Origin of the sequence: Halogranum rubrum (assembly GCF_900114455.1) — an archaeon.
Taxonomy (GTDB): domain Archaea; phylum Halobacteriota; class Halobacteria; order Halobacteriales; family Haloferacaceae; genus Halogranum; species Halogranum rubrum.
On record NZ_FOTC01000006.1, the window covers coordinates 26,272 to 49,202 of the forward strand.

Consider the following 22,931-nt stretch of genomic DNA (forward strand, 5'->3'; position numbering starts at 1 on the left):
GTCTCCGGCTTCCGGGTTCAGTTCTCACGGCTGTGCCGTCTCGACGATGAACTCGGCCGTGTCGGCCGCGAGTTCCCGCACGTCCTCGTCGTCGTCGGTCTCGGCTACCTCCCGGAGCGCCGGGACCGTCGACTCGTCGCCGAGATAGCCGAGCGCCCGGATGGCCCGCGCGCGAACGAGGCTGTGACCGTGATTCAGACAACCGACGAGTCGGTCGGCGACTGGCGCGACGGTCTCGGGGTGGCTCGTTGCGAGTTCACCGAGTGCGTCGACCGCACCGCCAGCGACCGAGGGGTCTACGTCGTCGAGGAGCGTGAGGAGGTCGTCGACCGCGTCGGCCGCTGCTTCGGGGTCGGTCTCGGCGACAGCAACGACGACGTTGACCAGGGTGCGACGGCTGGACAGCCACCGCTCGCGCTCGCCCTGTTCGTGTTCTTGGAGCGTCCGTCGGGTCACGGGGTCAGAGACGACCTCAGCGAAGTTCGGGGGGTTCTCGTCGATTTCGGTTTCGTGAATCGCCACGACGAGCTCTCGGACGTACGGGCTGACGAGGTCCGGTTCCTCGACGACGAGCGTCGCGAGGAGCTTCCCACCGGTCAGTTGGACGTCGACGAGTTCGGTGTCGAGCACACTCACGAGATGGTCGAGCCGGCCGTCGAGCCGCGTCGGGTCGGTAGCCGCGATAGTGTCGAGGACGCCGATGGCCCCCAGCGCGATGGCGACGTTGTTGTCGGCGGCCGCCGCGGCGACTTCGTCGAGGAAGGGGTCGACGGCGTCGAGGTCCTGGGCGGCCAGCGAGTCGAGGACTTCGACGCCGCGCTGGCGAACCAGCGGACTGGACGAGGCGAGTGCGGCGCGTATCTCCGCGTCGTCGACGTCGCCCGGCGTCGTCTCTTCGGGGGTGATACCGTCGAGTGGCTTCGACGAGTCCGTCGTCATGGCCCTACGATGCGAAGCGGGAGATAAATACGTGGGGGTTGCTCCGAGGCTCCGGAACCGTGACGCCAGTGCGCCGAACATCTCCCAAATATGATAAAAAATCATTTACTGGTCAAGTCGCAACAGAGAGAAGATGACGTCAGAGAACTCGCGCGGACTCTCGCGCAGAGCGCTGGTCAGGTCGGCGCTCGCCATCGGTGGGACGAGCGCCCTCGCCGCCTGCCAGGAGGCCGAACGGTCGCCGGACGCCGAGACGCCCGACCCGCCGGAGTATCCACGGGGCACCGACGACCGGTCGGCGCTGCCCGACCGCCAACACGCCTGGGACGACTATCTCGTCAACAGCGCCCACGGGACGGTGACTCAGAGCCAACACCAACTGCTGCTCGGCCTCTCTCACGAGGGGTCGGTGCCGCCGACGGAGGCAGAGCGCAGAGAGGTCGAGGACGCCTTCCGCCTCCTCGAACGCGCCTTCCAGTGGGGCAGCGGCCTCGACACGAGCGGTAGTATCAACAACGGACTCCTCTTTCTCGTCGGCTACGCGCCCCAGTATCTCGAACAGGTCGACATCGACCTACCCGAACTCCAGACGCCCGAGACGGTGCTGGAGGAACTGGGCGAAGACCCCTCGTTGGCTGCGAACTTCGACGCGCTCCTGTTGCTCGACAGCGACTACGCCTCGATCCTGCTCGCCGCCGAGGAGGCGCTGTTCGGGGAGAAAGAACAGCTCAACGGCGTCGACGTCGACAGCCGACTGTCGGGCGTGTTCGAGGTCGTCGAGCGTCGGTCGGGCGTCCTCGGCAAGGGCCGGCCCGCCCAGGAGATCGGTCACGAGGACATCCCGGAGGAAGCCCCGCTGTCGATGGGCTTCCGCGCGGGGTTCGACAACAGCCTACCGCCGGAGGACACTGCGACGTTCGACGAGGGGCCGTTCGCGGGCGGGACGACACTCGCCGTCTCGCGCATCCGCACCTCTCTCGACGACTGGTACGACCAACCGCACGAACAGCGGACGAAGGAGATGTACTGTCCGGCTCACGACTACGACGACGTGGGCGACATCGGAGACCGGATGGGTAGCCACAGCGGGATCACGGAGGAGAACGTCGAGAACATGGAGGAGTTGGCAGCCGAACACGGCATCGTCGGCCACGCCCAGAAGGTCGCCACGGCACGCGACGAGGAGTTCCAGACGCAGATTCTCCGCCGTTCGGAGGGCGTCGCCACCGACGACGTCGAGGGGTCGACGTTCAACTTCTCGTCGGTCCAAACAGACACCCGGAAGTTCGTCTCCGTGCGGAAGGCGATGAACATCGACGAGTACGACCTCGACGCCGACGTCCCTGACGACAGACACGGTATCGTCGACTACCTCGGGACGCTCTCACGGAGCACCTATCTCGTCCCACCGCGCGCAGACCGCGCGCTCCCGAGTCGACGATGACGGAACGGCCCGACCGAACCGGACGACCCAGACACCGACGAACCCTCACGCTCGCGACCCTCGCGCTCGTGCTTCTCGTCGTGAGCGCGGGCTGTCTCGGCTCGATGGGCGGGGCGAGCGTCGACACCGAGATTCAGTTCCGGGAATCGACCGAGTCCTCGGGGCTCGACTACCGAACCGACGGCGGCGGCGCGGGCAACGGCGACGACGGTATCTACGTTGCCGACTACGACAACGACGGCTGGCAGGACGTGCTGGCCGTCGGCGGCGAGCGCCCGGCGCTGTTCCACAACACCGGCGGCGAGTTCGCGCGCGTGGATGGGTTCCCGGAGTTCGGCGACGCGGTCAAAGGCGCGCTCTTCGTCGACTACGACGGCGACGGCTGGGAGGACCTGCTCGTCCTGCGCTCGCACGCCGAACCGGTGCTGTTGCACAACGACGACGGGGTGTTCGAACAGTCGGGAACCGACCTCGGCAACCTGACCTATCCGATGGGGGCGACCGCGGCCGACTACGACCGCGACGGCGACGCCGACATCCTGGTCTACCAGTCGGGCGACTGGGTCGACCGCAAGCCCGAGGGCTACTTCAGTCTCTACCAGTTCGTCGACGAGGACAACGGCAACCAGAACGTCCTTTACGAGAACACCGACGACGGCTTCGAGCGCGTCGAAGACTCGGGGCTGGGCGCGGCCGACCGGTGGAGTCTCGCAGCGAGCTTCGTCGACCTGAACGACGACGGCCTGCCGGACGTCCACGTCGCCAACGACTACAACACCGACGCAGTGTACCTCAATCAGGGCGACGGTCGCTTCGAACAGCGCGTCCTGCGCGGCAACACCTCACGCAACGGAATGTCCTCGGAGATCGCCGACGTGAACGGCGACGGTCGCCAGGACGTGTTCACGACGAACATCTACCTTCCGCTCGACGAGGTCGAGGACGACGAGCGCCACGAACGGCTCAGGCTGCTGTTCGGCAACGTCATCAAATCTGGACGGACGAAGGGTAACACCCTGATGCTCAACGACGGCTCGGGCAACCTGACTGACCGCGCCGTCGCCTACGGCGTCCGGCAGGGTGGCTGGGGCTGGGCAGCAAGCCTGACTGACCTCGATAACGACGGCGACCGCGACCTGATCCACGCGACCCAGTACGTCACTCAGATCAACCCCGACGACCCGCACTACACCTACCCGATGCTGTTCGAGCGCGAGGGCGAGTCGTTCGAGAGCCTCGATGCCTCCGAGCGCAACCTGACTGAACACGACGGCCGCGGGCTGGTGACGCTCGACTACGACCGCGACGGCGACCGCGACGTCATCGTCGCGCCCTACGACGGGACGGTGACGGTCTACGAGAACGTCGGCGTCGGTGCCGACGCCAACAGCATCGCGTTCCGCGTCGTCGACGACGCGGGCTCGACCGTCTACGGCGCGGAGGTCACCGCGACGACGCCCGACGGGGAGACGGTCGTCCAACAGACGGTGCAGTCGGACTTCCTCTCTCAAGAGAGCCGCGTCACCCACCTCGGCCTCGGGAGTCGCGAGCGGGTCGACCTGACCGTCACCTGGCCCGACGGAGAGGAGCGCACCTACGAGGACGTCGCAGCCGACCAGCAAGTACGACTCACGAGAGACGGCGTGGAGACCATCGTCGACTACGGTACGAACGAGTCGAACTGAGCGACGTCCGCACCACCTCTCGTTTTCGCGTCTCACTTCTCTGTCTGGCAGAATCGCTACCGACCCACAAGCTTTAGTATCGGGTTTCGGGATATACGAACGCAATGGTCGAGTACGCGAAGCTTAGCGACCCGAACGCAGAGTACACGATGCGGGACCTGTCGTCGGAGACGATGGGTATCACCAACGAACGCGGCGGCGTCCGCGACGCGGAGATCACGGATATTCAGACGACGATGGTCGACGGGAACTATCCGTGGATCCTCGTTCGCGTCTACACGGACGCGGGCGTCGTCGGCACGGGTGAGTCGTACTGGGGCGGCGGTGACACAGCTATCATCGAGCGGATGAAGCCGTTCCTCGTCGGCGAGAACCCGCTGGATATCGACCGACTCTACGAGCACCTGATCCAGAAGATGTCCGGCGAGGGCTCTATCTCCGGGAAGGCCGTCTCGGCCATCTCGGGTATCGAGATCGCGCTCCACGACGTCGCTGGCAAGTTACTCGACATCCCGGCTTACCAACTCGTCGGCGGGAAGTACCGCGACGAAGTTCGCATCTACTGTGACCTCCACACAGAAGACGAGGCTAACCCCCAAGCCTGCGCTGCCGAGGGTGAACGTGTCGTCGAGGAACTCGGCTACGACGCCATCAAGTTCGACCTGGACGTTCCGTCGGGCCACGAGAAAGACCGAGCGAACCGTCACCTCCGCGGCCCGGAGATCGACCACAAGGTCGAAATCGTCGAGGCGGTCACCGAGGCCGTCGGCGACCGCGCCGACGTCGCCTTCGACTGCCACTGGTCGTTCGCCGGTGGAAGCGCGAAGCGTCTCGCGGCGGCCATCGCTGACTACGACGTCTGGTGGCTCGAAGACCCCGTCCCGCCGGAGAACCACGACGTCCAGCGTGAAGTGACGTTTTCGGCACCGACGACGCCAATCGCAGCGGGTGAGAACGTCTACCGGAAACACGGCCATCGCCGACTCCTCGAAGAACAGGCGATCGACATCATCGCACCCGACCTCCCCCGCGTCGGCGGGATGCGTGAGACGCGGAAGATTGCGGACATGGCCGACACCTACTACGTCCCAGTCGCGATGCACAACGTCTCCTCGCCAATCGGGACGATGGCGTCCGCGCAGGTCGCCGCCGCTATCCCGAACTCGCTGGCCGTCGAGTACCACTCCTACCAACTCGATTGGTGGGAGGACCTGGTCGAAGAGAACGGCCTCATCAGTGAAGGTCGCATGGAGATTCCCGAAGAACCCGGTCTCGGCCTAACGCTCGACCTCGACGTCGTCGAGGAGCACATGGTCGAAGGTGATACGTTGTTTGATGAAGCATAGTTTCATCAAGTAGGAAAATCTCTGATTTTCCGTGTTCGACGAAGAGTAACTTCGTCGTGCTCACAGAGCCTCGCTCTGTGTTGTTCGACGAGGAGTGAAACGACTCGTCGAGCCAGAACATTTCTGATTCGTCGGTTCATTCAGGGCGACGATACACTTTTAGTGGTCTGTAATCATCATCGGGTATGCGGTACTATCGACTTCCCGGCGGAGAGCATCAGTCATCGTCCGAGTCACTCGTCGTCATCGACGACGAGGGCGACGCGTACGACCTGACGTCAGCGTCCGAGGACCTCGGTTCGTTCACCGAACTCGCGCGGGCGGCCAACGCCAGCAACCAGAGCATCGACGCCATCGCCCGCGACCGAATCTCCGAAGCGGACCAGCGCAACCTCGACGACATCGAAGCCAACGCCCTGCGGCCGGTCGTCCCGGACGAGGTGTGGGCGGCGGGTGTGACGTACAGTATCAGCGAGAAAGCCCGAAAGGCAGAGAGTGGAAAACCGGAGGTCTACATCGACGTCTACGAGAGCGAGCGCCCCGAACTGTTCTTGAAGGCGACACCCTCGCGGACGGTCGGCCCGTACGATTCGATCGGTGTTCGCGGCGACTCGGACTGGGACGTGCCGGAACCGGAACTAGGTATCGTTCTCCACCGCGGCGAGGTCGTCGGATACACCGTCGGCAACGACGTATCGAGCCGTGACATCGAAGGCGAGAACCCGCTCTACCTCCCGCAGGCGAAGGTCTACGACCGCTGTTGTTCCGTCGGCCCCTGCGTCTCGACTTCCGAAACCGTCGAGGACCCCCACGACCTGACGATGTCGCTCACTATCGAGCGCGACGAGGAGATTGCCTACGAGGACTCGACTTCGACGAGCGAGATGGCGACTTCCTGTGAGACGCTGGTCGAGTATCTCCGACGGCACAACACCCTCCCCGAGACGCTCGTGTTGCTAACGGGCACGGCACTCGTTCCGCCAGAGACGTTCACACTCGAAGAGGGTGACAGAGTCTCTATCGACATCGACAACATCGGTCGACTCGTCAACGACACCGTCATCGTCTGAGCGGCGCGACGACATCGACGAGAACGACATCGACGAGAACGAACCCGACGAAACCAAGCGATCCGTATACTGCACCCTGTCACCGTCGAACCTGAAAGAACTCGAGAACAGAACCGGTCGACTGCCGGCCGTGAGACCCCCTATTCGAGGGCCGTGACGTCCGTCTCGCTGAAGTACGTCCGGCCGTTCGACGGCACTTCTTTCGTCGCCGTAACCGCGAGCGACGCCGTCGACGTGATGTCGGCCGCGGAGTGGCCGACGCGGAACTCGTAGGGACCTTCCTCGACCGTGAGGTCCATATCCCGGTCGTGGTAGGCGAGTTGGTCGGCCGCGACTTCGAAGTCGACCTGCACCGTCTCACCCGCTTCGAGACGGACGCGCTCGAAGCCGACGAGTTCCTGGACCGGCCGCGCTTGGTCGGGGTTGACCGCGCGGGCGTAGAGCTGGACCACGTCGTGGCCAGCGCGGTCGCCGGTGTTCTCGACGGTCACGGTTGCCGTCACCGTCCCCGCGGGCGGCAGTTCCTCCGTCGACAGTGTGAGGTCGCCGTACTCGAACTCGGTGTAGGAGAGGCCGTGGCCGAAGGAGTAGAGTGGGTCGCTCTCGGTGTAGACGTACTCCTCGTTGGCCGTGTTGGGCTTGCGGTTGTAGTGAACCGGAAGCTGGCCGACACTCCGCGGGATGGAGACGGGCAGGTGGCCGCCGGGGTTGTGCTCGCCGAAGAGTACCGAGGCGACGCCCTCGCCGCCACGCTCGCCGGGCAGCCACGCTTGGACGACCGCTGGCACCGACTCGGCGATGGACTCGATGGAGTGGGGTTTCCCGCTGACGACGACGACGACGAGCGGCGTGTCCGTCTCGCCGAGCCGTCCGACGAGTTCCGCCTGAACGCCCGGCAGCCCGAGGTCGACCACGTCACAGCCTTCGCCGCTGGTGGCGACGCTCGGCATGTTGACGCGCTCTCTGTCGGAGTCCGAGAAGTCGACGGCCGAGCGGGCACCGACGAACGCGAGCGCGACGTCGGCGTCGCTCGCGGCGTGGGCCGCGGCGTCGAAGCCGTCCGTCTCCGGCCCGGTCGTCGTACAGCCCTGCTCGTGCAGGACGTCGAAGCCGTACTCCTCGCCGCGGGCGCGGAGGGCGTCGAGCGGCGTCGTCGCGTCGAACTCGACTTCTTCCTCGGGGTAGTGAGCAGGGTAGGCGTAGTCGCCCATGAGTTCTTGGGCGTCGTCAGCTTTCGGGCCGACGACCGCGACCGAGTCGGTGTCGTCGCCAACGAGCGGCAGGAGGTCGTCCTCGTTCTTCAGGAGCGTCATCGACTCGCGTGCCGCACGCGTCGTGAGGTCGTCCGCCTCCTCGGTGCCGAACGGCTCGGCGGCCGTCTCGGGGTCGACCGTCGCGTCGTCGAGGAGACCTTTCTCCGCCTTCATGCGGAGGACGCGACGGACCGACTCGTCGAGCGTCGCCTCCGAGAGGACGCCGGCCTCGACGGCGTCGACGAGATGCTCGCCGTAGCAGTCAGTGTAGGGGAGTTCGACGTCGATTCCGGCTTCGACGGCGGCGACGCCCGCCTCCTGCTCGTCGGCGGCGACGCCGTGTTCGCTGCGGAGGAACTCGACGCTGTAGTAGTCGGAGACGACGGTGCCGTCGAAGCCCCACTCGCCGCGAAGGACGTCGGTCAGCAGCCACTCGTCGCTTGCACAGGGGATGCCGTCGACGTCGTGGTAGGCGTTCATGACCGACTCGGCGTCGGCCGTCCGGATCGTCGCCTCGAAGGGGAACATGTGGGTCTCGCGGAGCTCGCGTCGGCCGATATTGACCGAACTGCGGTTCTTGCCGCCCTCGCCGGCGCTGTGGCCGACGAAGTGTTTGAGCGTCGCCGAGATGCCGTCACCGTCGCCTTGGAGCCCGCCGACGTAGCCGCAGGCCATCGCCGCGACGAGGTAGGGGTCCTCGCCGAACGTCTCCTCGACACGGCCCCACCGGAGGTCGCGCGCGACGTCGAGAACGGGCGAGAGCGCGTGGGCGGTGCCGATGGCTTCCAGTTGCTCGCGAATCGTCCCGGTGACCGTCTCTAACAGCTCGGGCGACCAGGTGCTCGCCATGCCGATCATCTGCGGGAACGTCGTCGCCTCGGGTCCCATGTAGCCGCTGAGACACTCCTCGTGTGGGGTCGCGGGGATACCGAGTCGCGTCTCCTCGCGGAGATACGTCTGAAGCTCGTTCGTCCGCTCGGCCGCCTCGCGCGGGGGGAGACTCCCCTCGCCTCCGATGCGTGTCAGATGGCCGATACCCGCCGAGAGATGTTCGTCGACCGCGTCCTCGTCGAGCGTGCCGTCGTCGGTGAGGAGCTTCTCGGCGTTGACCGACCCGAGCTGTGCGGCCTTCTCCGCGAGCGTCATTCGTTCGAGGAGGTCGGCGACGCGTCGTTCGATGGCGGGTGAGTGAACTCCGCCGTCTGAACCAGTGTGCATCATCATTGTTCACTCAATCCCGTGTCTTAACCGTTCGGACTGACCGACCGGCGTACGTCTGAAGCGTGTCGCCGTGGGCACGAGCCTCGACTGTAGAGCAGTTCCCAACGAGAGAACACGCGTCGATAGCCGAGAGCGGACGACGCGGTGGGGTAGCCACAGGCTGAAAATACTGAGTGACACTGAGAGGCCTCCACAAAACCAAATTCGGCAGCCACCGAGACGTTCTGATTTAGAGAACTAGGCGCCGTGAATGAGGCAACCCCCCTCGTCGCGTGCGTCGTAGCGAGTGACAGGGAGGGACCAGGAGAAACGTTACACTACTACGACTGTAATTCACCTCCCGCCTGAACAGGAACGCTCGTCCAGTCGGCGTGTATCGCGCCCGTCGAGCGCGTAGAATTGGTCGAGGACCGCGAATCGTGACCACGCGACCCGGGCATAGTTCTCTATCTCAGAACAGACTCGCGAACAGGAAGAACGCACCGGTGATAGAGGGGAACCGACGGACCAGTTGCCGATTCACTGAACTATAACTGAGAGAACGTCAGCCATGTGCTATGGAGTACACAACCCTCGGGTCTACCGGCATGGAAGTCAGCCGCATCTGTCTCGGCTGTATGAGCTTCGGCAGCGGGAGCGACTGGATGCTCGACGACGAGGAAGGCGCAGAGATCATCGAACGGGCCATCGACCTCGGTATCAACTTCTTCGACACGGCCAACGCGTACTCGAACGGTGAGAGCGAGGAGATTCTGGGCGAGACGCTCGCGGGCTACGACCGCGACGAGCAGGTCGTCGCAACGAAAGTCCGGTTCGACCCGGGGACGGACCATCCGAACGCCTCGGGGCTGTCGCGGAAGACGGTCGAACAGGAGCTAGAGAACTCGTTGGAACGCTTAGGGATGGACACGGTCGATCTCTATCAGATCCACCGCTGGGACGAGCAGACACCCATCGTGGAGACGATTCGGGCGCTGGACGACGCCGTCCGACGTGGAAAGATCCGCTATCTGGGGGCGTCGTCGATGTGGGCCCATCAGTTCGCCGACGCGCTCCACACCGCAGACAGGTTGCACGCCGAGCGATTCCAGACGATGCAGAACCACTACAACGTCGTCTACCGTGAGGAGGAGCGCGAGATGAACCCGCTGTGTCGGAACGAAGGCGTCGGGCTGATTCCGTGGGGACCGCTCGCACAAGGATATCTCGCGCGTCCACACGAGGAACTGTTCGAGACGGTGCGTGGCGACCCCGACCAGAAGCACAACCCGAACCCGGAGTATCGCCGTGCCGGCGGGACGGAAATAAACGAACGCGTGGCCGAACTCGCCGAGGAGAAGGGGTTGACGATGGCGCAGGTCGCCATCGCCTGGCTGCTGCACAAGGACGTCGTCGATGCACCGATCATCGGGACGACGAGCGTCGACCATCTAGAAGCCGCGGTCGAGGCCGTCGACGTGACGTTGAGCGGTTCGGAACTCGACTATCTGGAGGAACCCTACGAACCGGTCCCGGTCTTCGGCCACTGATGGGGGCGAGAAGAGAGGACGGAGCGACCTGCCACACGGTCGACCACCTGCTCAGTCCGCACCCCGCGGGACGAAATATCCGCATCGGTCGCAGACGAACTCGCTGTCGTAGAACTCATCGTGGACGGTAAGCGTGTGACTACACTCTGGGCAACGCATACACAACAAGCTGTCTACGACATCTACTTAATTCTAACTACGACAATCGTCGTATTCGTGCCAATGATTCGTACCGGGTGGCAATACTTTCACTAACATCGTCTTTTGTGTATGTCCAGTACAGAGGAGTAGACGGCCCGAGACAGAGGGCCATGTGTGAGTGTCTCCAATCATTACACCCTCACAGCGTCGACGGGAGGAACACGTCTGTCCCCACCGCTCGTGAACAGTCCTCTCGTGGCCGTTTTCTGTGGACGAGCTCTCTCACCGACGAGCGTCGCCGTCGGCCGACCGGAGTCACCCGCCACGCTCGTCGCGTGGCTCGAAGACGAACCGCGTCTCGTTCGTGACGACAGCACCGTCGACAGTATCTTCGACGCGAAGTGTGATGTCGCGTGTCGTCCCACAGCCGCAGCTGACGAACTCCTCGAACTCGTCGCCGACCGCGACCGGACCACGCCGCGTGCGACAGAGATACGTGCGGTACGACTCCGCGCTGAGTGCCGTCGCGACCCGTTCCGTCGCCGGAGCGTACGAGAGGACGACCGTCGTCGCGGTCGCTGCATCCGCTCGGTCCGCTGGCGCAAGGGATTCTGACTGCCGCCCGTTCGCCTGTTCGTCGTTCATCGCCCGACCGTTGCCGTTCGGGAGGGATAAACGCCGGGGGCGACGGTCGAAACGTCGGCCACGTGAGTACGGGCGGTCCGAAGCTACTGCCCACAAGCGCCCGAGAACCCACGAGGACGAGAAACTGATACCTCCGGTACGCTGCCTTCGTCGTGCGATTATACTGCTCAGTATAACTCGTCGATTTGTCTCGGGGTCTCAGAGCTGCTGTCGGTGTTTTTGTCGCCGGCCGGCCGGGCACACCGGCACACCTCGTGGGCAGACTGTCGAGCGCCGAACTCTGCTCCGGGTAGCCGTCGCGGACGCCCCACGAGAGAAAGCCCGACACCCAGTCGAATCGGTGTGTACCGTCGTCGCCTCGATGTGGCCCTCGGCGCTACAGCGTCGGAGCCGCTAAATCCACTCAGGTTCGTGGAGATTGCTGTAGAACGGCTATCGGGCGAGACAGAACAAGCTATATATAATGTACGTTCGTGCGAAACGTATGGCCGGACCGAAGCATTCGGTGAGGGCGGTAGATCGAACGCTCGAAATCTTGGAGATAATCCAAGAGCTCGACGGGACCGGCGTCTCAGAGATTGCAGCCCGCGTCGACATCGGCAAGAGCGCCGTCCACAACCATCTGAGCACGCTGGAGAACCGAGAGTACGTCGTCAAGCACGGCGACGAGTACCAAATCGGACTGTCGTTTCTCGGTCTCGGGGCGTACGCACGGAACCGGACGGAGATCTACAAGACTGCACAGCCCGAGGTGGAGAAGTTGGCCGCAGAGACGGGCGAACTGGTCAACCTCATGGTCGAGAAGAACGGGCGTGGGGTCTACCTCTCGCAGGCGAGAGGAGCGAACGCGGTCCAACTCGACACCTACGAGGGAAAGCGCGTCGCGCTCCACTGCACCGCGCTCGGAAAGGCCATCCTCGCGTTCCGCTCCCGCGAGGCGGTCTTAGACGTCGTCGAGCGCCACGGGCTGCCACGGACGACGGAGAACACCATCACCGACAGGGACGAACTGTTCGAGGAACTGGACCGCACCCGGGAGCGGAAGTACGCCATCGACCGCGAGGAACGACTCAATGGGCTGCGCTGTCTCGCCGCTCCCATCACCGACGACCGTGACCGGAGTATCGCCGCGATCAGCGTCGCCTGTCCCGCACACCGAGTGGACGACGAACGGTTCGAGAACGAACTCCCCGACGCGGTGCTCGGGACGGCGAACGTCGTCGAACTGGAACACAACTACTCGTAGGCCCGCACCGGACGAACTACGCCTGTTCTCTCCTGTTCTCTATTGTTCTCTATTTCACTAGTAGACGTACCGTCCGACTCACACGTCTCGCGCCGGATCGTAGACGAACGAGTCGACGGCCGCAGGTGACGTCGCTTCCACACCGCTCGTCGCGTACGGCCCGACGTACACGCCGGTGAATGCCCCGGTGACTTCGGTCGCGAGATACTTCGAAGACGTGGTCGCCGCCACCACGTAGTCGTCCCCGTCGCAGTAGCCGAGTTTGTACTCCTCGGGCGTCGCGTCGACGCGGAGCGAGTGCTCGGAACCGTCGACCCGCTCGGTGACCGTCTCCGTGGCGTCGCCGATCCGCAGTCGGACGATAGCGACCAGAGTGCCGTCGCGGCGGGTGACACCGACCTCGTAGTGGTGACGCTCGTCGGCGACGACGGCCAGTCCGGCCTCCGCACCCTCCCCCGGGTCGAAGCTGACCCGTGTGTCGATCTGACAGTCGAAGTGTGCCTGTCGGCGACCGACGAACGTCGCGCCGGGGTCGTCGAGACTGTCGGTCCGTCCCCGAAGCGTCAGGCTCCCCGGTCGCTCGGTCAGCGAGTAGGCGGCGTCGTCGGGGTTCCGACGGTATTCGAACGCCGGGTCGAGAGTCTCACCGTCGAAAGTGGCTCGGGTCGCCTGTACCGGGGCGGCGGGGTCGGGTTCGGAGTCGTCGCCGGGGAGTGTGTCGACGGTCATCTGAGGGGTCACGAGGTCGCCGCCATTGACGACGGGCCAGCCGTCGACCCACTCGACGGGTGCGAGAAACGTCTCGCGGCCGAGCTGGTGCCACCCGGGATGGCCCCCCTGTTGACGGATGCCGAGGAAGATGAGCCACCACGAGCCGTCGGGGGCGCTGACCATGTCGCCGTGGCCGGCCGCTTTGATGGGTTGCATCGGATGACCACGGTGAGAGAGAATCGGGTTCGAGGGGCAGGGCTCGAACGGCCCTGTCGGACTGTCACTCCGAGCGGCGACGACCATGTGGTTGACGTGGGTGCCGCCCTCGGCGGTGAGCAGGTAGTAGGTCCCATCGATCTCGTAGAGGTGGGGTGCTTCGGCGAACGTCCCCTCGATGCCGCGCCAGATTTCACGCGGCTCGCCGACCGCACCCGTATCGAGGTCGACAGTCGCCTGCTTGATCGTCGTCTCGGGGAGCGTCGGCCCGTGGGCGTAGGAGAGATACGCAGTGTCGCCGTCGAAGAAGAGGTCAGGGTCGAAGCCGGGCGCGTCGAGCCGTGTCGGTTCCGACCACTCGCCCGCGGGGTCGTCGGCCGTGAGGAGGACGTTACCCTGTCCGCCGACGTCCGTCGTCACGAGGTAGAAAGTTCCGTTGTGGTGGCGAAGCGTCGGCGCGTAGATGCCGTCGGAGCTGTCGGTCTCGCGAAGGTCGAGTTGGGACTCGCGGTCGAAGCAGTGGCCGACCCGCTCCCACGAGACCAGGTTGTCGCTGCGGTACAGCGGCACGCCGGGAAAGTACTCGAAGGAACTCGTCGCGAGGTAGAACGTCGAGCCGACGCGGCAGACGCTCGGATCCGGATGTGTCCCCGGGAGAACGGGGTTGTGATACTCCATATCACGGCATCCGCTCCGTTGAGAGTAAAGCTTCGGGTCGTCGCAACGATTTGGGTCGTCGCGTCGACAGCCACCCGAGCGAGGAGCGTTTTGCGGGCGTAGCTTTTTGGCGCTCTTGTGTGCACATGGAGACGATGCCGTCCGACAAGTCATTGAGACAGACAGCCGACGAGCGCGGGTTCAACTTCGGTGTCGCCGTCGACCCCGACGCGCTCCGTAACGACGTGAGCTACCGTGCACGCGTCCGCGACGAGTTCAACACGCTGACGCCGGAGAACGCACTGAAGATGGGGCCGCTCCGTCCCAGCCCGGAGACGTACGACTTCGGCGACGCCGACGCCATCGTGAACTTTGCGCGGGCGAACGACATGGATGTACGCGGTCACACGCTGGTCTGGCACAACCAGACGCCGACGTGGTTCCAGCCGTGGGACTACACGGACGACCAGCTCGAACGGTTTCTCCGCGAGCATATCCAGACCGTCGTCGGCCGCTACCGACGGACGGTCGACGTCTGGGACGTCGTGAACGAGGCCGTCGCCGACGACGGGACGATGCGCGAGACCGTCTGGTACGACGCCATGGGCGAGACGTATCTCGACCGTGCCTTCGAGTGGGCCCACGAGGTCGACCCCGAGGCTGACCTCTACTACAACGACTACGGAGCCGACGCGATCAACGAGAAATCAGATGCCGTCTACGACCTGCTCGAACGGCTCCTCGACCGTGGCGTCCCCATCGACGGTGTGGGACTCCAGCTACACGCGCTCGGCGAGTGGCCCGACTGCGAGTCCATCGCGGAGAACATCCGACGGTTTCAGGCGCTCGGGCTCGACGTCCAGATCACCGAGATGGACGTGGCCTTCCCCGCCGGCGAGGCCCCCGAGGATGCCCTCCAACGGCAGGCGGCGTTCTACCGGGACGTCGTCGAGGTCTGTCTCGATACCGGCGTCGACACACTCGTCACGTGGGGGGTCGGCGACGCGAATTCGTGGATTCGGGTTTTCCGAGACTTCTCGGAGCGGTACACGGGTGACCCGCTGCTGTTCGACGACCGCAACCGGCCGAAGCCGGCCTACGACGCCGTCATAGACGCGCTCGACGGCTGAGTTCGGTAGCGCCGTCGGTCGTGGTACTGTTCTCGCCATTGTCGCTGCCGTCACGTCGTGCGCGACGTCGACCGAAGACGGTGCCACCGTCCAGCAGTGGGCCTGGAGCGGGGACGGAAACAAGCTCTGGACGTTCGAGTCAGTCTGAGAACGCCCACGGCCGAGCACGTCGTCACGGCCTTCCGTGGAGAGGTCTCGAACGGCGCTTTCTGTGGATTCTGTCGGTCTACCGCCCCAAGACGAACTGAGCGGAGTGTCGACCACGTCACTCTGTAGTGCCGGCCACCGGACGGAGACGTGCCGGTCGATTATCGGCGAGGGTCGTACCGCTTTTTCGCCGGCTGTGTTCCCTCACAGAGAAAGCCGTTCAGTGTGGGAGCTGCTTACAGCTCTCGCTCACGACGACGAGCCACTGGCGTGCAAGCAGCTGGCGGGGTCTCTGGAACTCCGAGTCTATGGACCTGGCCGGGTGCGTCGGCAGCGAATCCGGTTCGTGAGAGCCGAGAGTTGTTCACCATGAGACAGGCGCTGTTCAGTAAGAAGCGAGGGTCGTTACGCTGCAATTCGGATGGTGAACCGGCGCTCCAAGTTACAGGCTTAGATTTGTAATGTAGGGGAGCTCCGAACTACCAAGCAGCGATTTGAATACAGAGTACATTGGATTTATCGAGCCCGTTGCCGTCTAAACGGACCAACAGGTGTCTGAAGAGAGAACTAACATAACGGGGGCGACGAAGTCGAGACGACAGAGAGTAAACAGGCTCGACGAAATCGTGTCTAAGACGCCCCGAGGAAGAGAAAAAGGGGCGTAATCGTTGGGGCAGTAGTCCTATTCTGTTCGACGAGGTGACGGTCGTGGGCCACGCCGCTCGACAAAGGGGATGCCGTGCTCTCGGCTCAAGTCGGCGGCGAGAGCGGTCCTGACGAGCCACCGACGGCTCCGTGTCTATCGGAACCGTCGATAGGTGATGGCGTCAGCAGCGATGAGATTCGCACCCGACGAAGCGAGTCTATTAGTCCAATAAATTTCATACACAACATCTCACCTCCAAGATGGATAACCCATCGAGGGCCCGGTGGACGGACGCCAACTCAGGAGAACAATCAGTTAGTGACTCAGAACGCTCACGCACGAGTGAGCCATCGGATAGCATTCGCAATCAACGAGCGGACGTCTCCGTTCGTGAGAGAGGCCTCGTCGTGACCGAGTGAACAGTAGAAGACCTTCCCTTCCTCGTAGTTGTGCGTCCAGACGACGGGCATGTCGGCGTGGTCGGGATGGTCCATACGCGCGAGAACGCGAACATCGTCGTCTACGTCGAGGACGTAGGGTTCATCGTAGACACGGAGGTCGCTCAGGTTCGCCGTCACTGGATGGAAGTGATCGACGATACGGACGTCGAACGTGGTCTGTTCAGGGTGGGTGCGGAAGTGCCCACCGACGAGTTCACGAAGTGCCGAGAACGGTTCGTCGCGATGTGTGATGTGGGAGTCTGGGTCGTCGCTGACGATGCTCGTCAGGTCCGCAGCACAGTGTAAACCGAGATACCCACCACCCTCTTCGACAAACGTGAGAAGCCCTCTCTGTTGAGCGTCAGTGAACGTGCTGTCAGTGAGGTAGTCTACCACTGCGTCGTACTCACTGAGGTCAGTGAGACTCTCCTTCTCCGTCGTGAGCGTCACATCGAACGCGTCGGGAATCATGTCCGCGATCAGCGAGCCGTGTACCTCGAATCGATGGAAGGGAAAGCGATTCCCGCCGATCACCAAGACGTGCCGTGAGTTCTCCATACCGACTGCTCGATTGTCACGAGATTAGCTTTTGTGGTCGGCTCCCCGACCCAAACGTTAAGCGATAGTCTGTAGCCATCTCTTGTACGATGGCCTCTATACCGACTGGCGTCCTAGGGTGTGGAACGATCAGCGACAGGTACTTCGACGCCGCAGAGCGTTTCGACGAGTACGAGATCGTGGCGTGTGCGGATATCGACGAAGAACTCGCTCGGGCGAAAGCCGAGAAGTACGATTTAGAGCCCCACGACCCGGAGGGGCTTCTCGATTCAGCCGTCGAGATCATCGTGAACCTCACACCGCCGTCGGTACACGCGGAGACGTGCGAACAGGCTCTCGACGCTGGAAAGCACGTCTACGTCGAGAAACCGCTCGCACCGAGTCTCGCCGAGGCTCAGCGCATTCTCGATAAAGCGAAAGATGCCGGGCGACGAGTAGGGGCCGCCCCAGACACGTTTCTGGGGGCTGGTCTACAGACGTGCCGGCGAGTGCTCGACGAAGGACGGATTGGCGATCCGATCGGCGCGACCGCCGTGTACACCTCGTCCGGCCACGAGTCGTGGCATCCGAATCCCGACTTCTACTACCAAGAGGGAGGCGGCCCACTCCTAGATATGGGGCCGTACTACGTGACGGCGCTCGTCTCCCTCCTCGGTCCGGTCGACCGTGTCACCGGGTCGGTAACACGACCACACGACGAGCGGACGATTACGAGTGCCCCCCGACACGGCGAGAAAATCAGCGTCGAAGTCCCGACCCACGAGACGGGTATCTTAGAGTTCGCCGATGGACCGGTCGCGACGATTACGACATCCTTCGACGTCCAAGACTCGACGTTACCTGAACCGACCTTCGAACTCTACGGAACCGAAGGGACGCTCGCACTCCCGGACCCGAACCACTTCGAAGGACCCGTTCGCGTCTCGACACACGATAGCGATGGTTTCGAGGAAGTCGAACTCACGCACGAGTATACGGCCGGACGCGGTGCGGGGGTCGCCGACCTCGCTCGTACGATCCGCGACGGCGAGTGGAGCCATCGGACGAGCGGTGATTTCGCGACCCACGTCCTCGAAGTCCTGACGAGCGTCCGTGCTGCTTCCGAGCAGGAAACCCATCTCACGACCGATCGCACCCCAGAACGGCCGGAACCACTTCCACAGACGTTCCCGAACGAGTCTTCGAGACCGTCTCTCGATTGAACTGTTTAGTGTCTCTACTCGAAGTCGATACGGCCGAAGAAGCGCGGAGAGTGATACACCGGCGTCGGGAGGCCGATACGGTTCCACGTCCCTTTCGCTTCGTCCGGGACGCCACTCCGATAGAAGTTCCCGCGCCACACCGTCTCGGAGTCGGGTCGAAGCGAGAGGTCGGTGAGCGAACGGAGCGTCGACCAGGGAATCCGTGCTGCGAGCCACCACGAGACGTCGTCCGGCGAAGCGGACTTCGTCGGCCCGGGGACGGACGTCTCGACGGTGACCGAAGCAGCAGCGGCGGGAGAGACGAGACTGCGACCGATTTCGCGTTCGCGCCAGTTCGGTTCCTGCCACGCCAGTTTGAACGTCCCACAACAGTTCGCCTCGAAGTTGAAGTAGTTCCCTGGATCCTCGTTCGTCGCTGGGGCCGGCGTGGCGAAGAACTCGACGGAGCTATCGGCGAACGTCGGCCCGTTCAGTTCGGTTACGTCCGCAGTTATCTCGGTGTCGTCGGCGTGAAACTGGAGGTAGAGAGCCTCCGTATCGTAGAGGACGCGAGCGGTCGTCGATGGACCCGGTTCGTCGCCCCACGGATACTGGTCGAGTCGTGCTACGCGTGCGTGCTGCCACACCGTCTCGTCGACGTCGCCGGTCAACGGCACCGTCGTCTCCGCGTCGACGCGGCGAACCTCGTACGCTGTCATGGACGACAGTACCAGAGTCGTCCGCAATAAGCTTCCGGCGCTCTCCCGACGGTCGAGCCGGTTCGCGACGGTGGCGACAGATCTCACACAACTGTGGCAACGACCGGCCAAAGACGGTCGCAGCGGCAGGTTCAGATTCCGCCGGTCGGTGTCCGACGGTCGCCCACCGGTGTCGGAAGGGCGGTTCGCTCACCGTCACGAAGTACCGTCGCGAGGTGGAGCAACGCCAACGGCCGTGGGTCGTCGAGCAGAATCCGCCCGCGTTCGTCGACGAACGCTCCGGCCGAGTCGTCGAAGCCGGTCGCGTGCAGTTCGCGACCGACGGTCGCAGCGGCTTCGAGATAGGGGTCGCGACCAGTGGCTTCGTAGAGTTCGAGGAGACCGTACAAGGTCGAGAAATCCAGCGGCTCGGCGGTGTCAGTCGGGTGAATCTCTGGCGAACCAGCTTGCGGGCCGAGATGCCCTAAACCGAGACCGCGGGCGATATCCAGAACCATCTGCCAGCAGACCGAGTCACCCGTAGCTCGATACGCTTGTGCGTACAGCCAGAAGAAGTCGGAACCGGCTTCGATGGGGCCGACGATGCGTCCTTTGGGTCCGAAGTATCCGTCGCGACGGCAGACGAACCCCTCTAAACTGAACCCGTCCGTGAGCATCGGTTCGAAGTCGTTCGTCTCGGGCCGATACGCCGCTTGACGCCACGCACGAAGCTCTTCGACCGCCCACTGCGTAAACGACGTGCCCCGCTCACCGAGTCGTTCGCCGAGCGTCAACTGTTGCCGTTGGACGATTGGTCTCGGCCGAAAGAGCGTCCCCTCGTACACGAGGTGATCCCCGTGGATGTACGGAGCAAACTGATACTGGGCACGGTCACCACGAATCGACGGGCCGTCACAGTAGCTCGGATGCTGACTGAACTGATAGCCGCTGATTCCCGGCTCTTGTCGCGTCTCGACGTACCGTCGAGCCAGGTTCTCGCTCCACGCCAGTGGTCCGTCGTCGTCGGTGAGGGAAGCGAGTACGCCCGCCGCGTAGTAGAGGTCACTCCCCGTATTGACGAAGGTCAATCCGTCGCCCCAGAAGAAGACGTCACCACCCTCGTATTCGTGGTTCCACGGCGACGGTACCTCAGAGGTGGCATCCACGTCAGGTTCGTCGGTCCACGCCCCGTGTCGATTGAAGTCGAGCGTCTCCCACTCTCGGACGTGAGCCTCCCAGAACGTCTCGATGAACTGTCGCGTACGCGCTTCGTCGACCTCCCAGAGGAACTCGTAGAACGGATACTCGAACTTCAACTCGTGGCTGTCTTTGTGGACGACGACCTCGTCCCTATCGAGGTCGTAAGCGGCGTGGCCGCCCCAGTAGACGAGTCCGGCGTCGTCGGTCAACTCGTCGAAGACCCAGGTGACGATGGTCGCCGCCTCCTCGGAGTACTCTCTCGTTCCGGTGAGACGAGTGAGGCCGACGAGTACCCGGAGGAACTCCTGTTGGAATGCGAAGTTCGAGAGTCGGCGGTCGCCGTCGACGTCGCGCGCGTCGTACGGGAGCGCCTCCATCGTCTCCCCGTCGAGAGCGTCGGCCAACAACGGCGTTCGTTCGTCACCGTATCGGTCGCGTCCGTGTTCGACAACGGTGTCGGCGTGGGTCCTGATGGAGTCGACGAGCGTCGCTGGTAGTGTCACGGGTTCTCTAGCAAGTAGCCCACGTACGGAAACATGAACTTTCGGGTCGGGTTGGGTAATCCCGTCTTGACGTCGTCGGTCGCGTCAGTCCGAAAGATGGTTTCTAGCGTCGCGCGGAGACGATATCTCTAGTCGATATTGCCACAACATTTATGCACTATTGGTATCACCTTTTCGTCGGAGTTCACACAATGAAGTCCAACAGACGGACGTTTCTGCGAGCGATCGGAGCGGGGAGCATCGGCACTGCCGCGTTACCGCTATCGGGCGGGACTGCTACGGCGGCAACGATAATCACGATTCAGGGAGGAGGTGCGGACATCTGGAACAGAGAAGACGCGTTCCACTTCTACTATCAGTCGCTGACAGGTGACTTCGACGTGGTGGTACAGAACGCCGAACTCGAACGGACCGACGCTAACGCGAAGACGGGACTCATGGTCCGAGAGTCGCTCGACGCCGACGCGAAGAACGTGATGCTTCGCCGAACGCCCGACGGGATGGTCTCGCTCCAGTGGCGGCCGGAGGCGGGCGCAGACACGCTGAGTACGACCTCGGGCGGCGAAGACGAGAGCGACGTCGAAGGGGGCGGTATCGAAGCCGATTGGGTACGGCTGAAGCGGAGCGGTGACACTGTCGAGGCGTACGGTTCCACGGACGGGAACGACTGGACACGAATCGCACAGCTCGGCACAGAGAACCTCGAACTCGGATCGAGTACGTACGTCGGCGTGCCCGTCACGAGTCACAAGGTGGGGACGCTCTGTACCGCCAAACTCCGCAACCTCTCTGGAATTTCACCCACGACCAATCGAGACATCGGCGAGATAGAGGTCGCCGGAAGCGTCTCCGTCGAAGAGGGTGTTCCCCTCGTCTCGACCGGGTCACCGACGGACGTGACCTCGGGGTCGGTGACGCTACGCGGAGAACTGACAAACTTCGGCGGCGCAGAGACCGCCGACTGTTACTTCGAGTATCGGGAAGTGCCGACGGAGTCGTGGACGGCGACGGCGACGCAGACCCGTTCCGAGACGGGCGAGTTCTCGGCTGACGTCGACGAGCTGACCAGCAGACGGTACTACGAGGTGCGGGCAGTCGCCGACGTGAGCGACGACGACGTGGCGACGGGGTCGACGCGTACGTTCGGGACGCCCAGTCGCTCGAACGGAAACGGCGGACACGGACCATCGAGTGTCTCGGCGTTCGATCCGGGTGACGGGTTTGCAGACGTCGCCCCGTGGCTCGACAACGACACACCGGTCATCAAAATCACCGAACCGACGCGTCGGCAACTCGAGGCGGCGACCAGCGTCGACGGACCACGACTCGTGGTCTTCGAAACCAGCGGTACGATCGACCTCGAAGCCCAACGGCTCACCGTCGGCAACGACCAGTTGTATCTCGCGGGGCAGACGGCCCCGTCGCCGGGAATCACGCTGATTAGGGGTGGTCTCTGGTTGACCGCCGACGACTGCGTGGTCCAGCACCTCCGCGTCCGACCGGGCGACGCCGGTCAGGACACGGGGTGGGAACCCGACGCCATCCAGACAGGCGACGGGACGTCGAACAACGTCATCGACCACTGTACCGGAACGTGGTCGGTCGACGAGAACATCAACGTCGGTTACGACACCACCGACACGACGATTTCGAACTGTCTGATCGCAGAACCGCTGAACGACGCGACCCACTCGAAGGGCGAACACGGCTACAACTCTATCATCGGGGACGGTGCGAAGAACGTCGCGTACGTGGGCAACGTCCTCGCCTACGCGACCGACCGCAACCCCCGACTGAAGGAGGGGACCGAAACCGTCGTCGTCAACAACCTCATCCACCGGTACGAAGACGGAATGTGGGCCGACCCCGACACGGCACACAGCATCGAAGGGAACGTCTTCCAGTGGCCGACCAGCGACAAAGCGAACATCTTCGGCGAGGGAAGCGTCTACGCCGCAGACAACGTCCTCGACGGAGACGCCGACGTCGCCATAGTGGGTGACGAAATCACCAGACTCGACTCGCGACCCCTGTGGCCAGACCGGCTAGAGCGCCTCGAGACGGGTCGCGTTGCGGAGCACAACCTCGAAAACGCGGGTGCGCGTCCCGCTGACCGGACCGCACAGGACAGTCGAATCGTCGAGAACGTCCGAACGAGCGGAGGAAGCGTCATCGACAGCCAAGAGGAGGTCGGTGGCTATCCTGAACTCCCGGAGCAAAGTCATCAGTTAGACGTACCGCAGGCGGGCACACGTGCGTGGCTCCGGTCTTGGGCCCGAGAAGTCGAAGCGGCCGACTGAGAACCTACAGGAGACCGCCCGTCTT

At 63.6% G+C, this 22,931-nt stretch carries 16 protein-coding genes; 9 read left to right on the top strand and 7 right to left on the bottom strand.

Translation table 11 applies throughout. The annotated features are described in order from the left end of the window. Positions 1–24 precede the first annotated feature (24 nt). Entirely contained in the window at positions 25–939 is a 915-nt protein-coding gene (locus tag BM083_RS18205) for a HEAT repeat domain-containing protein (protein WP_177197695.1), read from the bottom strand. Between the two features lie 133 nt (positions 940–1,072). Here BM083_RS18205 and BM083_RS18210 point away from each other — a divergent pair, with 133 nt between their 5' ends. The 4 genes from BM083_RS18210 to BM083_RS18225 all read left to right on the top strand — a co-directional run bounded on the left by BM083_RS18210 (position 1,073) and on the right by BM083_RS18225 (position 6,484). Beyond that, positions 1,073–2,383, top strand: a complete 1,311-nt coding sequence (locus BM083_RS18210; protein ID WP_089871370.1) for a DUF7405 family protein — start codon at positions 1,073–1,075, stop codon at positions 2,381–2,383. Then, entirely contained in the window at positions 2,380–4,068 is a 1,689-nt protein-coding gene (locus BM083_RS18215; RefSeq protein ID WP_089871372.1) for a CRTAC1 family protein, read from the top strand. Before BM083_RS18210 ends, BM083_RS18215 begins: the two co-directional genes overlap by 4 nt. A 104-nt stretch (positions 4,069–4,172) precedes the next feature. Further along, positions 4,173–5,414 carry a mandelate racemase/muconate lactonizing enzyme family protein gene (locus tag BM083_RS18220; RefSeq protein WP_089871374.1) on the top strand — a complete coding sequence of 414 codons (1,242 nt, stop codon included), beginning with the start codon at positions 4,173–4,175 and terminating at the stop codon, positions 5,412–5,414. 185 nt (positions 5,415–5,599) lie between these two features. Next, positions 5,600–6,484 (top strand): fumarylacetoacetate hydrolase family protein, encoded by an 885-nt coding sequence (locus tag BM083_RS18225; RefSeq protein ID WP_089871376.1) that lies wholly within the window; start codon positions 5,600–5,602, stop codon positions 6,482–6,484. A 140-nt stretch (positions 6,485–6,624) separates the two neighbouring features. Here BM083_RS18225 and BM083_RS18230 read toward each other — a convergent pair whose 3' ends face one another. Continuing rightward, complete coding sequence (locus BM083_RS18230) at positions 6,625–8,955, bottom strand: glycoside hydrolase family 3 N-terminal domain-containing protein (protein WP_177197696.1); 2,331 nt, start codon at positions 8,953–8,955, stop codon at positions 6,625–6,627. A gap of 560 nt (positions 8,956–9,515) precedes the next feature. On the opposite strand from BM083_RS18230, the gene BM083_RS18235 reads away from it, so the two are divergent. Then, a complete protein-coding gene (locus BM083_RS18235) occupies positions 9,516–10,487 on the top strand; it encodes an aldo/keto reductase (protein ID WP_089871378.1) in 972 nt (323 codons plus the stop codon). 456 nt (positions 10,488–10,943) lie between these two features. On the opposite strand, the gene BM083_RS18240 is transcribed toward BM083_RS18235, so the two are convergent. Continuing rightward, the gene (locus BM083_RS18240; RefSeq protein WP_089871380.1) at positions 10,944–11,273 is read right to left on the bottom strand and encodes a DUF7968 family protein; all 330 of its coding nucleotides are present in this window, start codon (positions 11,271–11,273) and stop codon (positions 10,944–10,946) included. A 484-nt stretch (positions 11,274–11,757) separates the two neighbouring features. On the opposite strand from BM083_RS18240, the gene BM083_RS18245 reads away from it, so the two are divergent. After that, positions 11,758–12,519: an IclR family transcriptional regulator gene (locus BM083_RS18245; RefSeq protein WP_089871643.1), complete on the top strand. Its 762-nt coding sequence runs from the start codon at positions 11,758–11,760 to the stop codon at positions 12,517–12,519. Positions 12,520–12,597: 78 nt separating this feature from the next. On the opposite strand, the gene BM083_RS18250 is transcribed toward BM083_RS18245, so the two are convergent. Then, the gene (locus BM083_RS18250) at positions 12,598–14,124 is read right to left on the bottom strand and encodes a glycoside hydrolase family 43 protein (protein WP_089871383.1); all 1,527 of its coding nucleotides are present in this window, start codon (positions 14,122–14,124) and stop codon (positions 12,598–12,600) included. Positions 14,125–14,258: 134 nt separating this feature from the next. On the opposite strand from BM083_RS18250, the gene BM083_RS18255 reads away from it, so the two are divergent. Further along, positions 14,259–15,233, top strand: a complete 975-nt coding sequence (locus BM083_RS18255; RefSeq protein ID WP_089871645.1) for an endo-1,4-beta-xylanase — start codon at positions 14,259–14,261, stop codon at positions 15,231–15,233. A 1,125-nt stretch (positions 15,234–16,358) separates the two neighbouring features. On the opposite strand, the gene BM083_RS18260 is transcribed toward BM083_RS18255, so the two are convergent. Further along, the gene (locus tag BM083_RS18260; RefSeq protein WP_089871385.1) at positions 16,359–17,024 is read right to left on the bottom strand and encodes a ThuA domain-containing protein; all 666 of its coding nucleotides are present in this window, start codon (positions 17,022–17,024) and stop codon (positions 16,359–16,361) included. An 89-nt stretch (positions 17,025–17,113) separates the two neighbouring features. Between BM083_RS18260 and BM083_RS18265 the strand changes: the two genes are divergently transcribed. Beyond that, positions 17,114–18,226 (top strand): Gfo/Idh/MocA family protein, encoded by a 1,113-nt coding sequence (locus BM083_RS18265; RefSeq protein WP_089871388.1) that lies wholly within the window; start codon positions 17,114–17,116, stop codon positions 18,224–18,226. 14 nt (positions 18,227–18,240) lie between these two features. On the opposite strand, the gene BM083_RS18270 is transcribed toward BM083_RS18265, so the two are convergent. Both BM083_RS18270 and BM083_RS18275 read right to left on the bottom strand, forming a co-directional pair. Then, positions 18,241–18,924, bottom strand: coding sequence for a carbohydrate-binding family 9-like protein (locus tag BM083_RS18270; RefSeq protein WP_089871390.1), 684 nt, complete (start codon positions 18,922–18,924; stop codon positions 18,241–18,243). A gap of 131 nt (positions 18,925–19,055) precedes the next feature. After that, entirely contained in the window at positions 19,056–20,606 is a 1,551-nt protein-coding gene (locus tag BM083_RS18275) for a pectate lyase (RefSeq protein ID WP_089871392.1), read from the bottom strand. A 191-nt stretch (positions 20,607–20,797) separates the two neighbouring features. On the opposite strand from BM083_RS18275, the gene BM083_RS18280 reads away from it, so the two are divergent. Next, positions 20,798–22,906, top strand: coding sequence for a pectate lyase (locus tag BM083_RS18280; protein ID WP_089871394.1), 2,109 nt, complete (start codon positions 20,798–20,800; stop codon positions 22,904–22,906). The last annotated feature ends 25 nt before the right edge of the window (positions 22,907–22,931 follow it).